We start from the raw sequence: 18,765 nt of genomic DNA on the forward strand, positions 1-18,765 counted from the left end.
GCATGACGCGCAGGTCGGAAAAGGCCACTCGAATGCTGCGACCATATGACGCCACCATTTGAATGGTCAAGGTATCTTGAGCCGCGACGGACGCAACGCGGAAGCGCGAAGGCAAGAGTGAGGGCGATGGGCCGGCCCAGCAGGGTGGAGCTGCAGGAGCGCAACCGCGCCAGGGTGCTGGCCGCGGCCCGGGACGAGTTCGCCGAGCACGGTTTCCGCGACGCCAAGGTGGACCGGATCGCCGGGCGCGCGGGCCTCACCCGTGGCGCCGTCTACTCCAACTTCCCCAGCAAGCGCGCGCTGTACTTCGCTGTGCTGGCCGCCCTGGCCGAGCGCGCCCCCGAACCGCCGCACCCGGAGCCGGGCAGCACGGCCGCCGACGCGCTCGGGGCGCTCGCCCGCGCCTGGGTCGCGCGGCTGCCGCTCGCCGACACCGACGAGCCGCACGGCACGGCCCGGCTGGGCATGTACCTGATGCCCGAGGTGCTCGCCGAGGAGCGCATCCGGCGGCCGTTCGCGCAGCTGATGAAGTTGGACGCGCTGCTGCTCGGGTTGGCGCTGGAGGGCCTGCGGGCGCCCGGAGCGCCCACCGGCAGCCTGGTGCGGGTCGCGGAGACGGTCCTGACGACCCTGCACGGCGCCGCCCAGATGGCGGCGGTCGCGCCCGGGTTCGTCGAGCCGTTCAACGTCGTCACCGCCTGCGCCCACCTGGCCGGCCTGGACCTCGACGGCTGGTGGCCGCCGCCGCACGTCATCACCCAGGCGTGGCCGACCGACGAGCCGTGGACCCCGCCGCCCACGCTCGACGCGGTGCGGGGCGTGCCCGCGCGGCTCGCGGACGACGGCGTGGTGGCCGTACTCGGACTGCACCGCCTGGAGGCGGTGGAGGAGGCGGTGCGGGCGGCGCCGCCCGGCGCGACGGTCACCGCCGTCGTGGTCACCGGGGACCCCGACGAGCTGGCACCGCTGGCGCGGCTGGCCGTCGCGGACCTCTGCGGCTGCCTGCGCCGGGCCTTCCCGGCGGCGGCCTGGCCGCGCCTGCAGGTGGTCTTCGACGAGTCGGGCGCGCTCGCCGCGGCCGCCGGCGTGCCCTCCGTCAGCGACGGAACCGAGGTCGCCGTCCGTATCCGCGCCGGCCGGATCACCGCCCGCGCCGACGGCCGCGGCGCCTGCCACGCGACCGCCTCGGCCCCCGACCCGCGGCGCGACGCCCCGAACTGACCCGCGCCCGCGCCACCCGCGCCGGGACGACGCCCGCCGAACGCCTGTGAAGACGCCCGCAACGCCGCCTGCAGAAGAGGACTCCGCCATGGCCACCGAACGCATCGACCCGCCCGCGGTCGCCGACGAACGCGAGATGCTGCGCGCCTTCCTCGACTACCACCGCGCCACGCTCGCCCTGAAGTGCGACGGGCTCACCGACGAGGAGCTGCGCCGCCGGTCGATGCCGCCGTCCACCCTCTCGCTGCTCGGCCTGGTGCGGCACATGGCCGAGGTGGAACGCGCCTGGTTCCGCCGGATCGTCAACGGCGAGGACATACCGCTCGTCTGGTCCGACGAGCACGACTTCCAGATCGCCTACGACGCGAGCTCCGCCACCCGGAGCGAGGCGTTCGACGCCTGGCGGACGGAGGTCGAGCACGCCCGCCGGATCGAACGCGAGGCGCCGTCGCTCGATCTGACGGTGCACGAGCCGAAGGGGGACGAACAGGTCTCGCTCCGGATGGTGATGCTCCACATGATGCACGAGTACGCCCGCCACAACGGCCACGCCGACCTGCTGCGGGAGGGCGTCGACGGGGCCGTCGGGGCCTGAGGGCGCGGCCGTCAGGCGCGGCCGGTGAAGCGGCGCACGTAGCGCCGCTGCCAGGGGGTCTCCACCGCGTGGGCGTCGTAGTGACGGCGGACGAACGCCACCGCCTCGCCGGGCGGCACGCCGTCGAGGACGGCCAGGCACGCCAGCGCGGTGCCGGTCCGCCCGCGGCCGCCGGCGCAGGCCAGCTCGACGCGCTCGCCGCCGGCCCGGTCCAGCGCCTCCGCGAGGACGGACCGGGCCTCGCCGTCGTCGCTCGGCAGCCGGAAGTCCGGCCAGCGCAGCCAGCGCGCCTCCCACGGCACCTCGGGCGGCTGCCGGCCCAGCAGATGGACCGCGAAGTCGGGCGCCGGCCCCGCCGGCAGCGGCTTGCGCAGCGCCCGGCCGCGCAGCAGGCGCCCGGAGGGCAGCCGGATGACTCCGGCGTCGTCGGCACTCCAGGATCGCGTCACCCGTTCACCGTAACCGCCGTCTCGTGCCGGGCGCCGGAGTTCTCGGGCAGCGGGTTCTGGCGCGAGCGCAGCAGGAGGAAGACAGCCACGGCGGTGCCGGCCATGACCACCGCCCCGCAGCGGACCGCGAGATGGAGGGCGTCCACGAAGGCCGCGTCCATGGTGCGGTGCAGCGCCGGGGGCAGTCCCGAGCCGCGCACCAGGCCGCCCGCGCCCTCGCCGGTGACCGAGGCGACGATGTCGTGGCGCTGCTCCGACGAAGTGCCGGCGGCCTCCAGCCGGTGGTCCAGACCCGATGCCAGCCGGCTGGTCAGCACCGCGCCCAGGACGGCGACGCCCACGACCCCGCCGAGTTCGCGCACGGTGTTGAGCGCCGCCGAGGCCATGCCCGCGGCCGACGGTGCGACGCGGCGCAGCACCGCGATGGAGGCGGGGGCGAAACTCAGTCCCATGCCCAGTCCCATCAGCGGCAGGACCCACAGGTACTGCGGGTACCGGGCGTCCGCGCCGTACAGCGAGAGCCCCGCGAGCGCCACGGCGCACAGCGACAGGCCGGCGACCAGCGGCGGGCGGACCCCGTAGCGCAGGGCGAGCCGGCCGGACAGCGGCGACGCGATCATGATCAGGGCGGTGCACGGCAGCGCGGCCACCCCCGAGCCGGTGGGCGCCCAGCCGAGCACGTTCTGCAGGTACAGGGGCAGGAAGAACATGACGCCGAACATGCCGAAGCTGACGGTGAACGCGGCCAGCGCCGCGCCCGCCAGCACCCGGTCGGCGAAGAACCGCAGGTCCAGCATCGGGTCGGCGGTCCGCAGCTCCACGACGACGAACAGCAGCAGTGCCACCGCGCCGGCCAGGGCGGCGGTCAGGGTGACCGGGTCGGTCCAGCCGCGGCTGGGGCCCTCGACGAGGGCGTAGACCAGGCCGCCGAGCCCGACGGCCGCGAGCAGTTGCCCCGGCAGGTCGAGCCGGGCGGTGCGGGAGACGTACTCCGGCAGGACGCGGCGGCCCACCAGCAGTGCGGCCCCGCCGATCGGGACGTTGATCCAGAAGACGCTGGCCCAGCCGAAGGCGTCGACCATCGGGCCGCCGATGACCGGCCCCAGGGCGAGGCCGATGGCCGAGATGCCCGACCACAGGGCGATGGCGCGGGCGCGGGCGCGCTCGTCCTCGAAGGTGTGCCGCAGGATCGACAGGCTGCCCGGGGTGAGCAGTGCCGCGCCCAGCCCCTGGACCATGCGGGCGGCGATGAGCAGTCCGGTGGTGCCGGAGAGCGCGGCGAACGCCGATCCGGCGGTGAACAGGGCGAGGCCGGCGAGGTAGATCCGCCGCCGCCCGTAGCGGTCGCCGAGGGTGCCGCCGGTGAGCAGCAGGGCGGCGAAGACGAGGCTGTAGCCCTCCACGACCCACTGCAGGCCGCTCACTCCGGCATGCAGCTCCTGCCCGATCCGGGGCAGGGCGGTGTTCACCACGACGTTGTCGAGCATGGCCATGAACATCGTGGCGCACAGCGTGCCGAGCACCAGGTACTGACGACGGGAGCCGAGCTCCGCCATGAGGGTCCCCTAACAGTGTTAGTCGTTCTCTAACGCCGTTAGATTGCCTCTAACGGTGTTAGATGGCAAGCGGGTATCCGCGACCGCAGCGAGCACGAGGTGACGACCGATGAGGACAGACCGCGCGAAAGCGCCCGGCCAGCACCCGCCGCTGACTCAGGAAGCCCTGGTGGGAGCGGCCCTGCTGGTGCTGGAGCGGGACGGCCTGGACGCGCTGTCGATGCGCAGGGTCGCGGCCGAACTGGGGGTGCAGGCCCCCTCGCTCTACTGGCACGTGCGCAACAAGGAGCAGCTGCTGGACCTGCTGGCCGACGCCCTGGTCGCCGACGCCGAGCCCCCGCCGCGGGTGGGCGGCTGGCGCGAGCAGCTGCGCGCGTACTGCCACCTGCACCGCCGGCACCTGCTCGGCAAGCGCGACGCCGCCCGCGTCGTCGCCGGGCGCTTCAACCTCGGCCCGAGCCTGCTCGTCATCCTGGAGGAGCAGCTGGACCGGCTGCGGGAGGCCGGCTTCCCGGCCGCCGAAGCCGCCCTGACCAGCTACCTGCTCGGCAACTACGTGACGGGCTTCGTGCTGCAGGAGCAGTCCCCCCTCTCGGCCGCCGAGGCCGTCGGGCACGCCACCCGCACCGAGGTCGTCGACGCCGCCCGCGCGCACCTGCGCCAACTGCCCGCCGACCGGTTCCCGAACCTGGTCGCCCTCGCCGCGGAGCTCTCGGAGCCGAACATGGAGGACCGGTTCGCCTTCGGGCTCGAACGCATCCTCGACGGCCTGGCCACCGTGCTGGAACCGGACGCCGCGCAGAACCGCGGGTGACACCCGGGCCGGGGCTCCGGCAGCATGGTGGCTCCGCGTCCCCCTCCGACCCCGCGACCAGAGATGTGAGTCACCGATGCCCCAGGCCTACGTGTTCACCCGCTTCGGCGGTCCCGAGACCGAGACCTTCGCCGACCTGCCGCGGCCGGTGCCCGGTGCGGGCCAGCTCCTGGTCGCGGTCCGGGCGGCCGGGGTCAACCCGGTCGACTGGAAGCGCCGGACCGGATACACCCAGGCCAACGCCCCGGCGGTGGAACTGCCCGCCGTCATGGGCGGCGAGGTCTCCGGCGTGGTGGAGCAGGTGGGCGAGGGCGTCGAGGGGTACGCGGTGGGCGACGCCGTGTTCGGCAACCCCCTCACCGGCGGGTACGCCGAGTACACGCTGCTGCCCGCGCGCAGCACCGCGCACAAGCCCGCGCAGGTGTCCTGGGCCGACGCGGCGACGCTGCCGGTCGCGGTGGCCACCGCCTACGACGGGATCGTCCAGCTCGACCCGCCGGCCGGCACGACCTTCCTGATCAACGGGGTCGGCGGCGGGGTGGGCAGCGCCGCCGCGCAGATCGCCACGCACCGGGGCCTGCGGGTGATCGGCACCGCGAGCGCGGCGAAGAAGGAGTTCGTCGAGTCGCTGGGCGTCGTGCACGTCGCGTCGGGACCCGGCGTGGCGGACCGGATCCGCGCTGCCGCGCCCGAGGGCGTCGACGCGGTCTTCGACCTGGTCGGCGGCGCCTCCCTGGAGGAGGTGGCCACCCTGCTCGCCGACCCGGCGCGGCTGATCAGCGGACCCGACAAGGTGAACGTCGTCAAGCTCGGCGGATCCACCGTGGACCGCAAGCGCACTACCGAAGTGCTCGACGCCGTCGCACGGTTGGTCGCCGAGGGCGTCGTCGACCCGTTCGTGACGCGCACGTTCCCCTTCGAGCAGGCCGCGCAGGCGCTGCGCGCCGTGGAGGAGGGCCACACCCGCGGCAAAGTCGTGATCGAGGTCTCGCGGTAGCGCGGGACGGGCGGGCGGCGGCCATTGCGCCGGGCGATCCCGGCGGGATAGCGTCGATGGGAGGTGACGAGGCCATCGGCCGTTCGAACCGGAAAGAGGTGAGGGCGATGCGGGCAGCACAGGGTCGTGTCGTCGTCGGCACTCTCGTCCCCCGCGGACCCGTCGTCCATCTGTACGGACGCCAGCACATCGACCTGCAACGGGTCGCCGGCTCCCTCTGTTGTCACTGATCTGACTCCCTGCTGACGCGCCACGCCTCCGGGCCGGTGCGTCCTCATCCGGTCACATCAGGAAGGCAACCGCTCCATGTCCGCACCCCTGAACCCGCTGCACCTCGCCGTCGCCCTGGACGGCGCCGGCTGGCACCCGGCCGCCTGGCGGGAGCCAGGCGCCCGCCCCCGGGAGCTGTTCACCGCCCGCCACTGGGCCGACGCCGTCCTCGAAGCCGAGCGCGGGCTGCTGGACTTCGTGACGCTCGAGGACTCCCTCACCCTGCAGTCCACCGACCCCACCGGCCCCGACGACCGCACCGACCAGGTGCGCGGCCGGCTCGACGCCGTGCTCGTGGCCGCCCGGGTCGCCCCGCTGACCACGCACATCGGGCTGGTGCCGACCGCGGTCGCCACCCACACCGAGCCGTTCCACCTCTCGAAGGCGATCGCCACCCTGGACTACGTCAGCTCCGGCCGCGCCGGAGTGCGCGTCCAGGTCTCGGCGCGGCCGGACGAGGCGGCGCACTTCGGCCGCCGCACCTTCCCGCCGGCGCTGGGCGCCGCGGACCTCACCGGCCCGCCGCAGCCGGACGTGGTCACCGAGCTGTTCGACGAGGCGGCCGACTACGTCGAGGTGGTGCGCCGGCTGTGGGACAGCTGGGAGGACGACGCGGAGATCCGGGACGTGGCCACCGGCCGGTTCATCGACCGGAACAAGCTGCACTACGCCGACTTCCACGGCCGGTTCTTCGACGTGAAGGGCCCCTCGATCACACCGCGCCCGCCGCAGGGCCAGCCCGTCGTGACCGCCCTCGCCCACTCGGCCGTGCCGTACCGGCTGGTGGCGCGCTCGGCGGACGTCGGCTACATCACCGCGCACGACGCCGACGAGGCCCGCACGGCCGTCGCTGCGGTCCGGGCCGAACAGCGGGCCGCGGGGCGGCAGGACGAGGCCGTGCACGTCTTCGGCGAGCTGGCGGTCGTCCTCGACGAGCGGCCCGGCGCGGCGCGCTCGCGCCGCGACCGGCTCGACGCCCTGGCCGGTGAGGCCTGGACGAGCGACGCCGAGGTCTTCTCCGGCACCCCCGCCGAACTGGCCGACCTGCTGCTGGATCGGCGCCGGGCCGGCCTGACCGGCTTCCGGCTGCGCCCCGCCACCCTCGCCCAGGACCTGCCCGCGATCACCCGCGGGCTCGTGCCCGAACTCCAGGCGCGCGGCGCCTTCCGCCACGCCTACGAGGCCCGCACGCTGCGCGGGCTGCTCGGCCTGCCGCGCCCCGCCAACCGCTACGCCGAAGCCGCCGCGACCACCGGCGCCGCCACCGCCGGCACCGTCAGTGCCTGAGCCGGAGGGATCCGACCGACCATGAGCAAGCCCCTCAAGCAGATCCATCTCGCGGCGCACTTCCCCGGCGTGAACAACACCACCGTGTGGAGCGACCCCGAGGCGGGCAGCCACATCGAGTTCAGCTCCTTCGCGCACTTCGCCCGCACCGCGGAACGGGCCAAGTTCGACTTCCTCTTCCTCGCCGAGGGCCTGCGCCTGCGCGAGCAGGGCGGCGAGATCTACGACCTCGACGTCGTGGGCCGCCCCGACACGTTCACCGTGCTCGCCGCGCTGGCCGCGGTCACCGAACGCATCGGCCTGACCGGCACGATCAACTCCACCTTCAACGAGCCCTACGAGGTCGCCCGCCAGTTCGCCAGCCTGGACCACCTCTCCGACGGACGCGCCGCCTGGAACGTCGTCACCTCCTGGGACGCCTTCACCGGGGAGAACTTCCGGCGCGGCGGCTTCCTCGCCCAGGACGACCGCTACTCGCGGGCCGAGCAGTTCCTGCGCACCGCCTGGGAGCTCTTCGACTCCTGGCCGGACGACGCGATCGCCGCCGACGCGGAGGCCGGGCGGTTCCTGCGCGATCCGCGCGCGGGCGCCTTCCGCCACCGGGACCAGCACTTCGACATCGCCGGCCGGTTCAACGTCCCGCGCAGCCCGCAGGGCCGCCCCGTCATCTTCCAGGCCGGCGACTCCGAGGAGGGACGCGAGTTCGCCGCGGGCACCGCCGACGCGATCTTCAGCCGGCACAGCACCCTCGACGCCGGCCGGGCGTTCTACACCGACGTCAAGGACCGGCTCGCCCGCCACCACCGCACCCGCGACGACCTGCTGATCCTGCCCGCCGCCACGTTCGTGCTCGGCGACACCGACGCCGAGGCGCGCGACCACGCGCACGAGGTGCGCCGGGCCCAGGTCAGCGGGCAGACCGCGATCAAGTACCTGGAACAGCTGTGGAACCGCGACCTGTCGGGATACGACCCGGACGGCCCGCTGCCCGACATCGACCCCGACCCGGGCGAGCACACGGTCGCGCGCGGCCGGGCCAGCGTGCGGATGTTCCGCGACCCGCTGGCCACCGCGAAGGAGTGGCGGCAGAAGGCGGAGGCGGGCGGGCTGTCCATCCGCGAACTCGTCATCGAGACCACCGGTCGCCAGACCTTCGTCGGCTCCCCCGCCACCGTCGCGGCCACGATCGACGAGTTCGTCCAGACCGACGCGAGCGACGGGTTCATCCTCGTCCCGCACGTCACCCCCGGCGGCCTCGACGCGTTCGCCGACACCGTCGTCCCCCTGCTCCAGGAGCGCGGCGTCTTCCGGCACGAGTACGAGGGCAGCACGCTGCGCGACCACCTCGGCCTGGACCGGCCGCCGGCCGGCAGCAGCTCACGCGGCAACGACAGCACCAAGAAGGCGGCGTCGTGACGGATCTCCCCTCGGACCACGCACGGGCCGGCACGGCGGGCGCGCACGCTCCCGTACCGCTGTCCGTCCTCGACCTGGCACCCATCAGCTCCGGATCCACCGCGGCACGGGCGCTGCACAACACCGTCGACCTGGCGCGCCGCGCCGAGGCCGCCGGGTACCACCGGTACTGGCTGGCCGAGCACCACCTCACCACCGGGGTCGCCGGGGTGTCGCCGGCCCTGCTGATCCAGCTCGTCGCGGCCGCGACGACGCGGATCCGGGTCGGCGCCGGCGCGGTCCAACTCGGCCACCGCACCCCGCTGTCGGTGGTCGAGGAGTTCGGCGTGCTCGACGCCCTGCACCCGGGCCGCATCGACCTCGGCCTGGGCCGCTCGGGCTTCCGCAAGCCCGGCGGAGCCCCGGACGCGGCGCCGCCACCCGCCGCCGCGCCGGCGCCCGCCGCGCCCCGCCGGACTCCCGAAGGGCTGCTCATCCCCGCGCCCTACGACATCAGCCGGCTGATCGGCTCGCCGCTGCTCGCCCGCTACACCGAACTCGTCCAGTTCCCCGGCGCCGAACTCCCCGACTACCGGGACCAGGTGGAGCAGATCCTGGCCCTGATCCGCGGCGACCACCGCACCGAGGGCGGCCACGAGGTGCACGCCGTCCCCGGCGAGGGGGCCGACCTGCAGATCTGGATCCTCGGCAGCAGCGCGGGGGCCAGCGCCCGCGCCGCCGGCGCGCTGGGGCTGCCGTTCGCGGCGAACTACCACGTCAGCCCGGCCGCGGTACTGGAGGCGGTGGACGCCTACCGCGACGCGTTCAAGCCCTCGACGGTGCTCGACCGGCCGCACGTCCTGGTCTCCGCCGACGTGGTGGTGGCCGAGGACGACGCCACCGCGCGGCACCTCGCGAGCCCGTACGCCCTGTGGGTGCACAGCATCCGCTCCGGCCGCGGCGCGATCCCGTTCCCCACCCCGGAGGAGGCCGCCGCGCACCCGTGGACCGAGGAGGAGCGCGCCCTCGTCGACGACCGGGTGCGCACCCAGTTCGCCGGCTCCCCGCGGACCGTCGTCGAGCAGCTGCGGGTCCTGCAACGGGCGACCGACGCGGACGAGTTGCTCGTCACCACCATCACCCATGACCACCAGGACCGGATCCGTTCCTTCGAACTACTGGCGCACGCCTGGCAGGACGCCCCGCAGCACCGCCCGCGCGACCCCGAGGAGTCCCATGTCCGCTGACCGCACCGCCACCGATCAGTACCTCGCCAACAACCACGCCTACGCCGCGTCCTTCCCCGGCCCGCTCCCGCTGCCCCCGGCCCGCCGCACGGCGGTCCTGGCCTGCATGGACGCCCGGCTCAACGTCTACGGGGTGCTCGGTCTCGCCGAGGGCGACTCCCACGTCATCCGCAACGCGGGCGGCGTGGCGACCGACGACGCGATCCGCTCGCTGGCGATCAGCCAGCGGCTGCTGGGCACCCGCGAGATCATCCTCATCCACCACACCGACTGCGGGATGCTGACCTTCGGCGACGACGCCTTCCGCGAGTCGATCCGCGAGGAGACCGGGATCAAGCCGCCGTGGGCCGCCGAGGCCTTCGCCGACCTGGAGACCGACGTCCGCCAGTCCGTGGCGCGGATCAGGTCGAGCCCCTTCGTCCCGCACACCGACCAGGTGCGCGGCTTCGTCTTCGACGTGGCCACCGGCACGCTCGACGAGGTCGCCGTCTAGCACCTGCACGACATTCGCCCGAGGGGTCACGGCCACCGGCCGTGGCCCCTCGTCGGCGTCTGCCTGTGAGCTGCGGTCACAGGATGTTTGCCTGTCTGGCTGAGCGCCACGCGGCAGCACACGATGGTGGGGCCGGACGGCCCCCGTCCCCACCGGAGCCGCACCCCGCCGTCCCGCCCCCTGCCCGCCCCGCCGCGCCCCCGCGCGCCGCCGGGGCCTGCTCGGGCTCCCCCGGCTCCGGACCCACGCTCGCAAAGGCTGTGATCCCCTTGAGCCGCACTTCCGGCGCACCCGCTGAGCCGGCCGCGCCCGAGAGCTACGACTGGCTGCGCTATGCTGGCGTGTTCGCGCTGCTGTTCCTCTTCGGGACCGAGACGTTCCTGGTCTCCCCGCTCCTCCCGACCATCGCGGACGACATCGACGTCAGCGAGGCGGCCGCCGCCTCCAGCGTCACCGCCTACGTCCTGGTCTACGCCGTCTGCGCGCCCTTCCTCGGCCTGCTCAGCGACCGGATCGGCCGCCGGCAGACGCTGCTGGCCGGCACCGCGCTGTTCGTCGCGTCCAACGCGGCGGCCGCGCTCTCGACCGGGCTGGCGCCGCTCGTGCTCTCCCGCGCGGTCGCCGGACTGGCCGCGGCGGCGGCCGGGCCCGCGATCTGGGCGCACATCGCCGAGACGGCCCCCGACCGCTTCCGCGGCCGGGCGCTCGGGCTCGGCATGGCGCTGTTCTCCTGCGGGCAGGTCGTCGGCGTGCCCCTCGGCAGCGCGCTGGCCGGGATCGCCGGCTGGCGCTCGGCCTTCGTGGCGCTGGCCGTCGGCACCGCCGCGGCGCTGCCGCTGCTGCTGCGGCAGGTCGCGGCGACCGAGCGCAGCGCGGCGCCGATCGGCGCGGTGAAGGCCATCCTGGCCGGCTGGACGGACCCGGCGCTGCGCCGGGCGCTGACCGTCAACACCGTCTTCCACGCGGCCAACCTCGGCGCGTACACCTTCCTCGGTGCCCTGCTGGTCCACCGCTTCGACCTGTCGGTGGCCCAACTCGGCCTGGTCGGGATCCTCGTCGGCGCGGGCAGCGTGGCCGGGTCGCTCGGCGCCGGGCGCCTGGGCGACCGGGCCCGCGCCGCCGGCCGCACCCACCTGCCGCTGCTCGGGCTGTGGGGCGTGCTGCTCGCTGTGGGCGTCGCCCTCACCGCCGGCGGCCCCGGCCTGATCGTGGCCCTGGTCGGGGTGACGATCTGGTTCGTCGCCAGCGGCGGCTTCGTGACCGACCAGCAGACCCTGGCGGGCACGGTCGCACCGGAGCTGCGCGCCACCTCCAGCGCCTGGCTGACCTCGACGATGTACGCCGGAACGGGCGTGGGCGCGTGGGCCGTCGGGGCCTTCGCGAACGTCGCGACGGGCACACTGGTCATCGGCGTGAGCCTGGCACTGCTCGGCGCGCTGGGTGGCCTGGCCGTCAGCCACGGCCTGCGCACCGCCTCGGCGGGCGCCGCCGAGGCGCCCGCGCCCCGCGCCGAGCAGGCCGCCGAGAGCGCCTGACCCGGACGCCGGAGGGCAAGTAAGGGGGCCGCGGCACGTGCCGCGGCCCCCTAGCTCACGCGTCCACTCAGCCGGCGTGGCGCTCGGGCAGTCCGCCGACCGCGCGCAGCGGGCGCTCGGACAGCGTCTCCATCCGGGCGTGGTCCTCGGCGGTGCGCGGGGTGAAGAGCAGGACCAGGGCCGAGGGGTCGTCCACCGGGTGGAACGAGGACAGCGCCAGCTCGATCCGGCCGATGCCCGGGGGCTCGACGACGACGGTGCGCGCGGTCAGCTCCGCCACCGAGTGGCAGCCCCACCAGTGGCGCAGTTGCGGGGCGTCCTCGTCCAGCCGCCGGTAGACCTCACCGGTCCTGGGATCGGACAGCGAGGTGCCGGCCTGGGCACGGAAGTGCTGGAAGACGTTCATCGCCAGCGGCTCCCAGTCGTGCAGCACCGCCCGCAGCTGCCGGCCCGCGACCATCAGCCACATCAGGTTGCGGCGGTCCGCGGGCACCGCCTCAGGCGCGCCCCACAGCGCGCTCCACGAGGTGTTCCAGCCCAGCAGGTCGAAGTGCCGGTCCAGCAGGACCGCCGGGCTGGTGGGCCAGGAGTCCAGCACCGGCTGCACGGTCGACGCGAGGTGCCCCGAGCGCTCGCCGTCCAGCGGACCGGTCGGCTCGTGGTGCCCCGCCAGCCGCATGGCGTGCCGCAGCCCCGCCGGGTCCAGCCGCAGGGCCCGCGCGACCGCCTCCAGCACCTGCCGGGAGGCGGTCACGCGGCCCTGTTCCAGCCAGGTGTACCAGGCCAGTCCCACTCCGGACAGCGACGCGACCTCCTCGCGTCGCAGACCCGGCGTGCGGCGGCGGGAGTTGGCGGGCAGCCCCACGTCCGCGGGTTGCAGCAGTTCGCGGTGGGCTCGCAGGAAGGCGCCGAGTTCCTGGCTGGGGAGGGGGGTGGACATCGGAGGTGGCTCCTCGGCCGGCGGGGTCGGTACTGGCGCTTCCAGACTAGGCGTCAATCACGTAGTCGGAGTTTCCACAGTCGTACGGGCATGTTGCTGACCCAGCCGCGCTCCCCCTGCCGCCGCCAGGCGGCGTCGCCGACCGCGCCGAAGAACTCCTCGCGGCGCGCGGGCGGGACGAGGCGGCTGTAGTAGTCGCCGAAGGTGGCGGCGTGGAAGTGGCTGTACTGGGCCGCTTCCTCGACGTGCACCACCGCGTCCCGGTCGAGGACCGCCTCGGCGCGGAAGTACCGCTCCAGCAGCCCGCCCAGGTCCTCGACGGTCCGGGTGCGGGTGGCGATGGGCAGCACCGCGCCCTCGACGCCCCGCTCCCCCGCCGCGAACACGGCCGGTACGGCGTCCCGTTCGGCCCCCAGGGCCACCAGCGCGTCCCGGACCAGGTCGTCCTCGCCGCCGAGGCCGTGCGCGTCCCGCGCCGGGTGGTAGGTCGTCAGCAGGAAGCGTCCGTCCGGTGCCAGGTGGTCGCGGACCCAGGCCAGGATCCGCTCCTCGTCGGGGTACAGCCAGTGCAGCACCGACGTCATGGTGACCACGTCCGCCCGGTACTCCAGCGGCGCCGGCGCCGTCAGATCGGCCTGGTGCAGCGCGACCCGGTCGCCGTAGGGGCGCAGCCGCCCGGCCGCCTCGGCGATGCGGTGCTCGGAGCGCTCCAGGCCGACCGCCAGCCGCAGCGACGGGTGGCGGTCGAGGGCGGAGCGCAGCAACTGGCCGATGCCGCTGCCCAGGTCGAGCAGCACCTCGGGCTCGCCCGGCACCTGGTCGAGCACCCAGTCGCGGTCGTGGACCTGCCGGAGCCGGCTGGCGTCCGCGTAACCGGCCAGCGTGCTGGCCTGGATCTCGACGGCTGACGCGGTCACTTCTGGACCTCCGGGGATGTGGTGGCGGCGGCCACGGGCTGCGGTGCGGGTGCGGCGGCGCCGGCCGCTTCGGCGGGGTCGGCGATCAGCCGCTGCAGGCGCTCGCGCACGCTGCTCTGGTCGTAGCGCCGGTACAGGTTGATGCGGTTGCGGGCCAGGTCGCCGCGGTGCACGAACTCGTAGAGGTCCTGGCGCTGGCCGAAGCCGTCCCCGGTCAGCTCCCAGGCGAGCCGGAACAGCCGGGACTTGTGCTCCGCGTCGATGCCGCGCCCGCGCATGTAGCGGTCGAGGTGCGGCCGCAGCCGCGGGTTGGCCAGGTCGTTCGCCGTCGGCTGCATCAGCAGCCCGGAGGCGCCGATGCCGCGGACGATGTCGACCGCCTTGCCCGCCACCTCCGCGGACCACACCCGGCTGGCGGCGGTGTCGCCCGGCGCCACCAGGCCGCTGTCGGTGACGGTGGCACGGGCCTCGGCGGCGTCCAGGAAGTACTCGGTGAGTTCGGCGTACCCGGCGAGCGTGCCCAGGTCCTCCTGGATGTTCCGGAAGCCGTCCACGCCGATGCTCTCGGCCACGAGGGTCGCGGTGGCCAGCAGGGTGCGCAGCCGCTCGCGGTAGCGGACGTGGCCGATGTACGCGCTCCACGCGTTGATCCGGCCCAGGCCCGTCCTGGCCAGTTCGCTCTCGCGCAGCAGGAAGACGCGGTCCCACGGGACCAGGACGTCGTCGAAGAAGAGCATCGCGTCCTGCTCGTCGAACCGCGCGCCCAGCGGGTGCGCGTGGCCCCACGGGTCGCTGCCCAGCGGTTCGCGGCAGAGCGTCACCAGGCCCGGGGTGTTCAGCGGCAGGGCGAACCAGACGACGAACTGCTCGCCGCGGCGCTGGGCGAAGGACGCCGACAGGTAGACCAGCACCTCGTGCGCCAGCGGCGCCAGGGTCGTCAGCTGCTTGGCGCCGCGCACGACGATGCCGCGCTCGTTCTCCGACAGCACGCGCAGCGCGAGGTCGGGGTCGTCCACCGGGTCGGTGGAGCGGTCGATCTGCGGGTCGCCGAGCGCGTGCGAGAGCACCAGGTCGTTGCGGGAGGTGTGGTGGTACCAGGCCTCGGCGTTGCTGCCGAACCCGGTGCGGGCCTGCTCCAGCTGGTGGCGGAAGTCGTAGAGGCCGACCGCGATCGAGGCCATGAAGGCGGGCGAGCGCCCGTGCTGGCCGAGGGACTCGGCGTGCCAGAACTCGGCGCTGCGCCGCTGCACGCGCAGCTCCTCCACCGTGCGCGGCGGCTGGTAGGCGCGGGCCAGCCGCTGCCCGGTGGCCGGGTCCTCCCAGGTGAGCAGGGACCGGTGGTCGGGGTGGTGCTGGAGGTCCAGCAGCCGGCCGATCTCGTCGGCGGCGGGCTTGAACGCCGGATGGCCGGCCGGGTCGGTGATGCGCTTCCCGTCGAGGTACAGCTCGCGGCCGTCGTCGAGTTCGGCCCGGTACCGGTCGGCGGTGAGCAGCCCCCGTCCGGTGGCGGTGGTGTCCAGCAGGGTCATGCGTGCACTCCAGTCGGGGTGGTCGGTTGGCGGTCGAGGGAGCGGTACCGTCCGTCGTGGTAGAGCAGCGGTTCACCGTCGCCGGTGCTCGCGGCGACGGCCTGCCCGACGAGGATCGCGTGGTCGCCGCCGGGCAGCACGCTGTGCAGCCGGCAGTCGAACCAGGCCAGGCAGTGCTCCAGGACGGGGGCGCCGGTGGTCTCGGCCCGCATGGGCGCGGTGGTGAAGAACCCCAGGGCGCGGCCGGCGCCGGGGGCGGCGAACCGCCGGGCGATGGGCTCCTGTTCGCGGCTCAGCGCGCTCACGGCGAAGCGGCCGCTGCCGCGGACCGCGTCCACCAGCGGGCTGCGCCGGTCCACCGCGACGCTGACCAACAGCGGGTCGAGGGACAGCGGGCTGAGTGAGGAGACGGTCTTGGCGAAGACCTCCTCGCCGTACCGGGTGGTCAGGACGGCGACCCCGGTGGTCCAGTGGCGGGCCACGGCGCGGAAGGCGTCCGCGCCCAGGGCCGGTTCGGTCCGCGGGCGGGCGGGGGGTGCCTGCGTGCGGGCGGCGGGCCGCGCTCCGGGCGTCATCGCAGCCCCACCCCGTAGGCCCGCAGCCATTCGTCGACCTGGACCAGGTGGTCGAGGCCGCCGACGGGGTTGGGGGCGGTGCGCGGGCTAGGCAGCGGACGGCCCTCGGCGAACGCCCGGCGGACGGTCTCCCGGTCCACCAGGTCGAAGACCGGCGCCTGCGAGTCGGCCAGCAGTTCGTGGGCGCGGGCGGTGAGCACCTCGGTGTAGCGGACCGCGGGCGTCGACGGGTACCCGCTCTTGGGGCGGTCCGCCACCTGCGGGGGCAGCAGGTCGCGGACGGCGTCGCGCAGCAGCCCCTTGGAGCGCCCGCCGGGGGACTTCAGGTCCCACGGCACGTTCCACAGGTACTCCACCAGCCGGTGGTCGCAGAACGGCACCCGCACCTCCAGCCCCACCGACATGCTCACCCGGTCCACCCGGTCCAGCAGCGGCGGCAGCCAGCGGGTCAGCGCCAGGTGGAAGACCTCCCGCAGGCGCCGGTCCGTCCCCGTCTCGCCGTCCAGCCGCGGCACCGCGGCCAGCGACCGCCGGTACGCCTCGGCGGTGTACTCCTCGGGGCGCACCGCGGCGCGGACCTCCGGGCGCAGCAGGGCGGCCGGGGTGGTGCGGCCGTGCAGCCACGGGAAGGTGGGGGCGGCCAGCGCCGGGGCGTCGTGGAAGTAGGGGTAGCCGCCGAAGATCTCGTCGGCTGCCTCGCCGGACAGCGCCACCGTGGAGTGCCGCCGCACCTCGCGGAAGAGCAGGTGCAGTGAGGCGTCCATCTCGCCCCAGCCGGGGCGGTCGCGGGCGCGCAGGACGGCGTCGCGCGCGTCGAGCATGTCGTCGTCGGGCACCAGCACGGAGGTGTGCCGGGTGCCGATGTGCTCGGCGGCGGCCTGGACGTAGGGGGCGTCCAGGGTGGTGCGCCAGGCGTCCGGGGTGCGTTCCGCGCTGCCGGGGAAGTCCACCGAGAAGCTGGTCACCTTGCCGTGGCCGGCCCGTTCGCGGGCGAGGGCGGCCAGCGCGGTGATGGCGCTGGAGTCGACCCCGCCCGACAGCAGGGTGCACAGCGGGACGTCGCTGAGCAGCTGGCGCTCGACGCTGTCGGCGAGCAGCGCGCGGACCGTCTCGCGGGTGGTGGCCGCGTCGTCGGTGTGCGGCCGCGACTCCAGCTCCCAGTAGGTGCTCTGCCGGGTCGCGGTCCGGCCGACCGTCACCACGGTGCCGGGGCGCACCTCGTGCAGGCCGCGGAAGAGGCCGTGGCCCGCCGTCGGCGCGGCCGGCAGGGCGAAGAGTTCGGCGATGCCCTCGGCGTCCAGTTCGGCCCGGAAGAGCGGGTTGGCCAGGACGGCCTTGGGCTCGGAGCCGAACAGCACCCCGGTGCGGTGGGCGTGCCAGTACAGCGGCTTGATGCCCAGGTGGTCGCGGACCAGCAGCAGTTCGTCGCGGCGGGTGTCCCACAGCGCGTACGCGAAGATGCCGTTGAACCGGCGGGGGGCCTTCTCACCCCACTGCAGGTGGGCCCGGAGCACGACCTCGGTGTCCGACGCGGTACGGAACGTGTGGCCCAGGCCGCGCAACTCCTCGCGCAGCTCGCGGTAGTTGTACAGCTCGCCGTTGTAGCTGAGCACGGCGCGCGGCAGGGGCAGGTCCCGCAGCGGCTGCGTGCCGCCGTCGAGGTCGATCACCGAGAGCCTGCGGTGCCCGAGGGCGGCGTTGCGGGAGAGCCAGACGCCGTCGGCGTCCGGGCCGCGGCAGGCCAGGGTCCCGGTCATGGCGCGCACGGTCTCCTCCCGGGTGCGCAGGTCGGTCTCCCAGTCGACCCAGCCGGTGATGCCGCACATCACGCCTCCCGCGGGGTGGTGGGGAGGGGCGTGGTGCCGGCCGGGGCGTCGGCCTCCCAGCGGCAGCCGTGCCCGGTGGGCCCGCTGCGCAGCCGGTGCGAGGGGCGGTAGCCCTTGGCGCGGATGTTCGCGGACAGCGCCTCCGTGCAGTAGGTGCACGGCGAGGCCAGGGTGATGCGCACCCCGCTGCGGCGCGCCTTCTCGCGGTAGTCCCAGATCGCGCAGTGGGTGATGGTCAGCGCGGCGTGCTCCGGGCCCGCGGGCTCGTCGGAGTCGAACTCGTAGTCCGATCCGTAGAGTTCGGCCTGCCGGGCGATGCGGTGGATCGGGTCGGCGGCGCCCCGCCCGTGGTCGGGCTCGACCGTGCGGTACACCTCGGCGTTGGCGCCGGCCCAGCCGGCGAGCACCTCCTCGCCGTAGCGGGCGACGAGGAAGCGCTCCATCAGCGCCTGGCCGCGGAAGAACACCCGCTGCCAGGCGGTCGAGTCGGTGTCCTGCGGGTCGGGCAGGTCGGCGAAGAGCTCGGCCTGCAGCGCGAACCAGTCGGTCAGGTGCAGATGGTCGCCCTTCGCGACCAGGAACGAGGTCAGTCCGGCCTCGGCCTCGTGCAGCCGCTGGCGCCACAGCGCCGAGCGCTCGTCCTGGGGCATCGACCGGTACGCGCGGCGGTACGGGGCCGGGTAGGGGAGGTCGTAGGGGGCGCCGGCCGGCGGGAGCGCCGCGCCGTCCCCGGAGCGCGGCTCCCCCAGCACCGCGGTGCGCGGTCCCGGGACGGTCCCGGCGCCCGCGACGCGTGGAGGGGGCTCCTGGGGTCCGGTCCGTGCGATGGCTGCCTCGGGCACATCGCTCATCAGGGTCTCCTTCTACAGGTTCGCAACGGGGACGGGTGGTGCGGGACCGCCGGCCCCGGGGCTGTGCGACCGCCGGCCGGGGGTGTCGGCCGCGGCGCTCTCGGTCGTCGGCAACGCTACGGAGCGGCACCTCGTGGCCAGAAGCCCCGAACGGAGCGGGCCGGGGCGACCTACGGAGCCCGCGGCTGCTCCTAAGGTCGCCCCGCCTCCGGCCGGAACAGGTACAACGTCTTGCCGCTGCCCAGCCCAGGCCGCAAGTCAACGGAGA

At 74.8% G+C, this 18,765-nt stretch carries 18 protein-coding genes; 10 read left to right on the forward strand and 8 right to left on the reverse strand.

The annotated features are described in order from the left end of the window. Window positions 1-126 precede the first annotated feature (126 nt). Both ABZ721_RS26735 and ABZ721_RS26740 read left to right on the forward strand, forming a co-directional pair. Window positions 127-1,221 (forward strand): TetR/AcrR family transcriptional regulator, encoded by a 1,095-nt coding sequence (locus ABZ721_RS26735; RefSeq protein ID WP_358791248.1) that lies wholly within the window; start codon window positions 127-129, stop codon window positions 1,219-1,221. Window positions 1,222-1,309: 88 nt separating this feature from the next. Next, window positions 1,310-1,816 (forward strand): DinB family protein, encoded by a 507-nt coding sequence (locus ABZ721_RS26740; RefSeq protein ID WP_358791249.1) that lies wholly within the window; start codon window positions 1,310-1,312, stop codon window positions 1,814-1,816. A gap of 11 nt (window positions 1,817-1,827) precedes the next feature. Here ABZ721_RS26740 and ABZ721_RS26745 read toward each other — a convergent pair whose 3' ends face one another. Beyond that, window positions 1,828-2,265 carry a protein phosphatase gene (locus tag ABZ721_RS26745; protein WP_358791250.1) on the reverse strand — a complete coding sequence of 146 codons (438 nt, stop codon included), beginning with the start codon at window positions 2,263-2,265 and terminating at the stop codon, window positions 1,828-1,830. Then, complete coding sequence (locus ABZ721_RS26750) at window positions 2,262-3,821, reverse strand: MFS transporter (RefSeq protein ID WP_358791251.1); 1,560 nt, start codon at window positions 3,819-3,821, stop codon at window positions 2,262-2,264. Before ABZ721_RS26750 ends, ABZ721_RS26745 begins: the two co-directional genes overlap by 4 nt. Window positions 3,822-3,930: 109 nt before the next feature. On the opposite strand from ABZ721_RS26750, the gene ABZ721_RS26755 reads away from it, so the two are divergent. The 8 genes from ABZ721_RS26755 (at window position 3,931) to ABZ721_RS26790 (ending at window position 11,859) form a co-directional block, all read left to right on the forward strand. Next, a complete protein-coding gene (locus tag ABZ721_RS26755) occupies window positions 3,931-4,635 on the forward strand; it encodes a TetR/AcrR family transcriptional regulator (RefSeq protein ID WP_358791252.1) in 705 nt (234 codons plus the stop codon). A gap of 76 nt (window positions 4,636-4,711) precedes the next feature. Beyond that, a complete protein-coding gene (locus ABZ721_RS26760; protein ID WP_358791253.1) occupies window positions 4,712-5,632 on the forward strand; it encodes an NADP-dependent oxidoreductase in 921 nt (306 codons plus the stop codon). A gap of 107 nt (window positions 5,633-5,739) precedes the next feature. Next, window positions 5,740-5,862 (forward strand): putative leader peptide, encoded by a 123-nt coding sequence (locus ABZ721_RS26765; RefSeq protein ID WP_358791272.1) that lies wholly within the window; start codon window positions 5,740-5,742, stop codon window positions 5,860-5,862. Window positions 5,863-5,938: 76 nt separating this feature from the next. Beyond that, entirely contained in the window at window positions 5,939-7,189 is a 1,251-nt protein-coding gene (locus tag ABZ721_RS26770) for an LLM class flavin-dependent oxidoreductase (protein ID WP_358791254.1), read from the forward strand. A gap of 21 nt (window positions 7,190-7,210) precedes the next feature. Next, the gene (locus ABZ721_RS26775) at window positions 7,211-8,605 is read left to right on the forward strand and encodes an NtaA/DmoA family FMN-dependent monooxygenase (RefSeq protein ID WP_358791255.1); all 1,395 of its coding nucleotides are present in this window, start codon (window positions 7,211-7,213) and stop codon (window positions 8,603-8,605) included. Then, the gene (locus ABZ721_RS26780; RefSeq protein WP_358791256.1) at window positions 8,602-9,831 is read left to right on the forward strand and encodes an MsnO8 family LLM class oxidoreductase; all 1,230 of its coding nucleotides are present in this window, start codon (window positions 8,602-8,604) and stop codon (window positions 9,829-9,831) included. The genes ABZ721_RS26775 and ABZ721_RS26780 overlap by 4 nt, the downstream gene beginning before the upstream one ends. After that, window positions 9,821-10,324, forward strand: a complete 504-nt coding sequence (locus ABZ721_RS26785; RefSeq protein ID WP_358791257.1) for a carbonic anhydrase — start codon at window positions 9,821-9,823, stop codon at window positions 10,322-10,324. The genes ABZ721_RS26780 and ABZ721_RS26785 overlap by 11 nt, the downstream gene beginning before the upstream one ends. Before the next feature lie 269 nt (window positions 10,325-10,593). Then, the gene (locus ABZ721_RS26790) at window positions 10,594-11,859 is read left to right on the forward strand and encodes an MFS transporter (RefSeq protein WP_358791258.1); all 1,266 of its coding nucleotides are present in this window, start codon (window positions 10,594-10,596) and stop codon (window positions 11,857-11,859) included. A 67-nt stretch (window positions 11,860-11,926) separates the two neighbouring features. Here the strand turns inward: ABZ721_RS26790 and ABZ721_RS26795 are convergent, their stop codons facing one another. The 6 genes from ABZ721_RS26795 to ABZ721_RS26820 are packed head-to-tail and all read right to left on the reverse strand — an operon-like array spanning window position 11,927 to window position 18,497. After that, entirely contained in the window at window positions 11,927-12,799 is an 873-nt protein-coding gene (locus ABZ721_RS26795; protein ID WP_358791259.1) for a helix-turn-helix transcriptional regulator, read from the reverse strand. 53 nt (window positions 12,800-12,852) lie between these two features. After that, the gene (locus ABZ721_RS26800) at window positions 12,853-13,716 is read right to left on the reverse strand and encodes a class I SAM-dependent methyltransferase (protein WP_358791260.1); all 864 of its coding nucleotides are present in this window, start codon (window positions 13,714-13,716) and stop codon (window positions 12,853-12,855) included. Beyond that, window positions 13,713-15,245, reverse strand: coding sequence for a 4-hydroxyphenylacetate 3-hydroxylase N-terminal domain-containing protein (locus tag ABZ721_RS26805; protein ID WP_358791261.1), 1,533 nt, complete (start codon window positions 15,243-15,245; stop codon window positions 13,713-13,715). Before ABZ721_RS26805 ends, ABZ721_RS26800 begins: the two co-directional genes overlap by 4 nt. After that, the gene (locus ABZ721_RS26810; RefSeq protein WP_358791262.1) at window positions 15,242-15,820 is read right to left on the reverse strand and encodes a flavin reductase family protein; all 579 of its coding nucleotides are present in this window, start codon (window positions 15,818-15,820) and stop codon (window positions 15,242-15,244) included. Before ABZ721_RS26810 ends, ABZ721_RS26805 begins: the two co-directional genes overlap by 4 nt. After that, window positions 15,817-17,646 (reverse strand): asparagine synthase (glutamine-hydrolyzing), encoded by a 1,830-nt coding sequence (asnB, locus tag ABZ721_RS26815; RefSeq protein ID WP_358791263.1) that lies wholly within the window; start codon window positions 17,644-17,646, stop codon window positions 15,817-15,819. The genes ABZ721_RS26810 and asnB overlap by 4 nt, the downstream gene beginning before the upstream one ends. Then, window positions 17,646-18,497, reverse strand: coding sequence for a hypothetical protein (locus tag ABZ721_RS26820; protein ID WP_358791264.1), 852 nt, complete (start codon window positions 18,495-18,497; stop codon window positions 17,646-17,648). Before ABZ721_RS26820 ends, asnB begins: the two co-directional genes overlap by 1 nt. Between the last annotated feature and the right edge of the window lie 268 nt (window positions 18,498-18,765).

The sequence above is a fragment of the Streptomyces sp. NPDC006733 genome (genome assembly GCF_040636125.1).
In the GTDB taxonomy this organism is placed as follows: Bacteria; Actinomycetota; Actinomycetes; order Streptomycetales; family Streptomycetaceae; genus Actinacidiphila.

What these genes read in the sequence shown, in the direction of transcription:
- ABZ721_RS26735 (WP_358791248.1), top strand. Translation starts at nt 127, where the DNA reads ATGGGCCGGCCCAGCAGGGTGGAGCTGCAGGAGCGCAACCGCGCCAGG.
- ABZ721_RS26740 (WP_358791249.1), top strand. Translation starts at nt 1,310, where the DNA reads ATGGCCACCGAACGCATCGACCCGCCCGCGGTCGCCGACGAACGCGAG.
- ABZ721_RS26750 (WP_358791251.1), bottom strand. Translation starts at nt 3,821, where the DNA reads ATGGCGGAGCTCGGCTCCCGTCGTCAGTACCTGGTGCTCGGCACGCTG.
- ABZ721_RS26755 (WP_358791252.1), top strand. Translation starts at nt 3,931, where the DNA reads ATGAGGACAGACCGCGCGAAAGCGCCCGGCCAGCACCCGCCGCTGACT.
- ABZ721_RS26760 (WP_358791253.1), top strand. Translation starts at nt 4,712, where the DNA reads ATGCCCCAGGCCTACGTGTTCACCCGCTTCGGCGGTCCCGAGACCGAG.
- ABZ721_RS26765 (WP_358791272.1), top strand. Translation starts at nt 5,740, where the DNA reads ATGCGGGCAGCACAGGGTCGTGTCGTCGTCGGCACTCTCGTCCCCCGC.
- ABZ721_RS26770 (WP_358791254.1), top strand. Translation starts at nt 5,939, where the DNA reads ATGTCCGCACCCCTGAACCCGCTGCACCTCGCCGTCGCCCTGGACGGC.
- ABZ721_RS26775 (WP_358791255.1), top strand. Translation starts at nt 7,211, where the DNA reads ATGAGCAAGCCCCTCAAGCAGATCCATCTCGCGGCGCACTTCCCCGGC.
- ABZ721_RS26785 (WP_358791257.1), top strand. Translation starts at nt 9,821, where the DNA reads ATGTCCGCTGACCGCACCGCCACCGATCAGTACCTCGCCAACAACCAC.
- ABZ721_RS26795 (WP_358791259.1), bottom strand. Translation starts at nt 12,799, where the DNA reads ATGTCCACCCCCCTCCCCAGCCAGGAACTCGGCGCCTTCCTGCGAGCC.
- ABZ721_RS26805 (WP_358791261.1), bottom strand. Translation starts at nt 15,245, where the DNA reads ATGACCCTGCTGGACACCACCGCCACCGGACGGGGGCTGCTCACCGCC.
- ABZ721_RS26810 (WP_358791262.1), bottom strand. Translation starts at nt 15,820, where the DNA reads ATGACGCCCGGAGCGCGGCCCGCCGCCCGCACGCAGGCACCCCCCGCC.
- asnB (WP_358791263.1), bottom strand. Translation starts at nt 17,646, where the DNA reads ATGTGCGGCATCACCGGCTGGGTCGACTGGGAGACCGACCTGCGCACC.
- ABZ721_RS26820 (WP_358791264.1), bottom strand. Translation starts at nt 18,497, where the DNA reads ATGAGCGATGTGCCCGAGGCAGCCATCGCACGGACCGGACCCCAGGAG.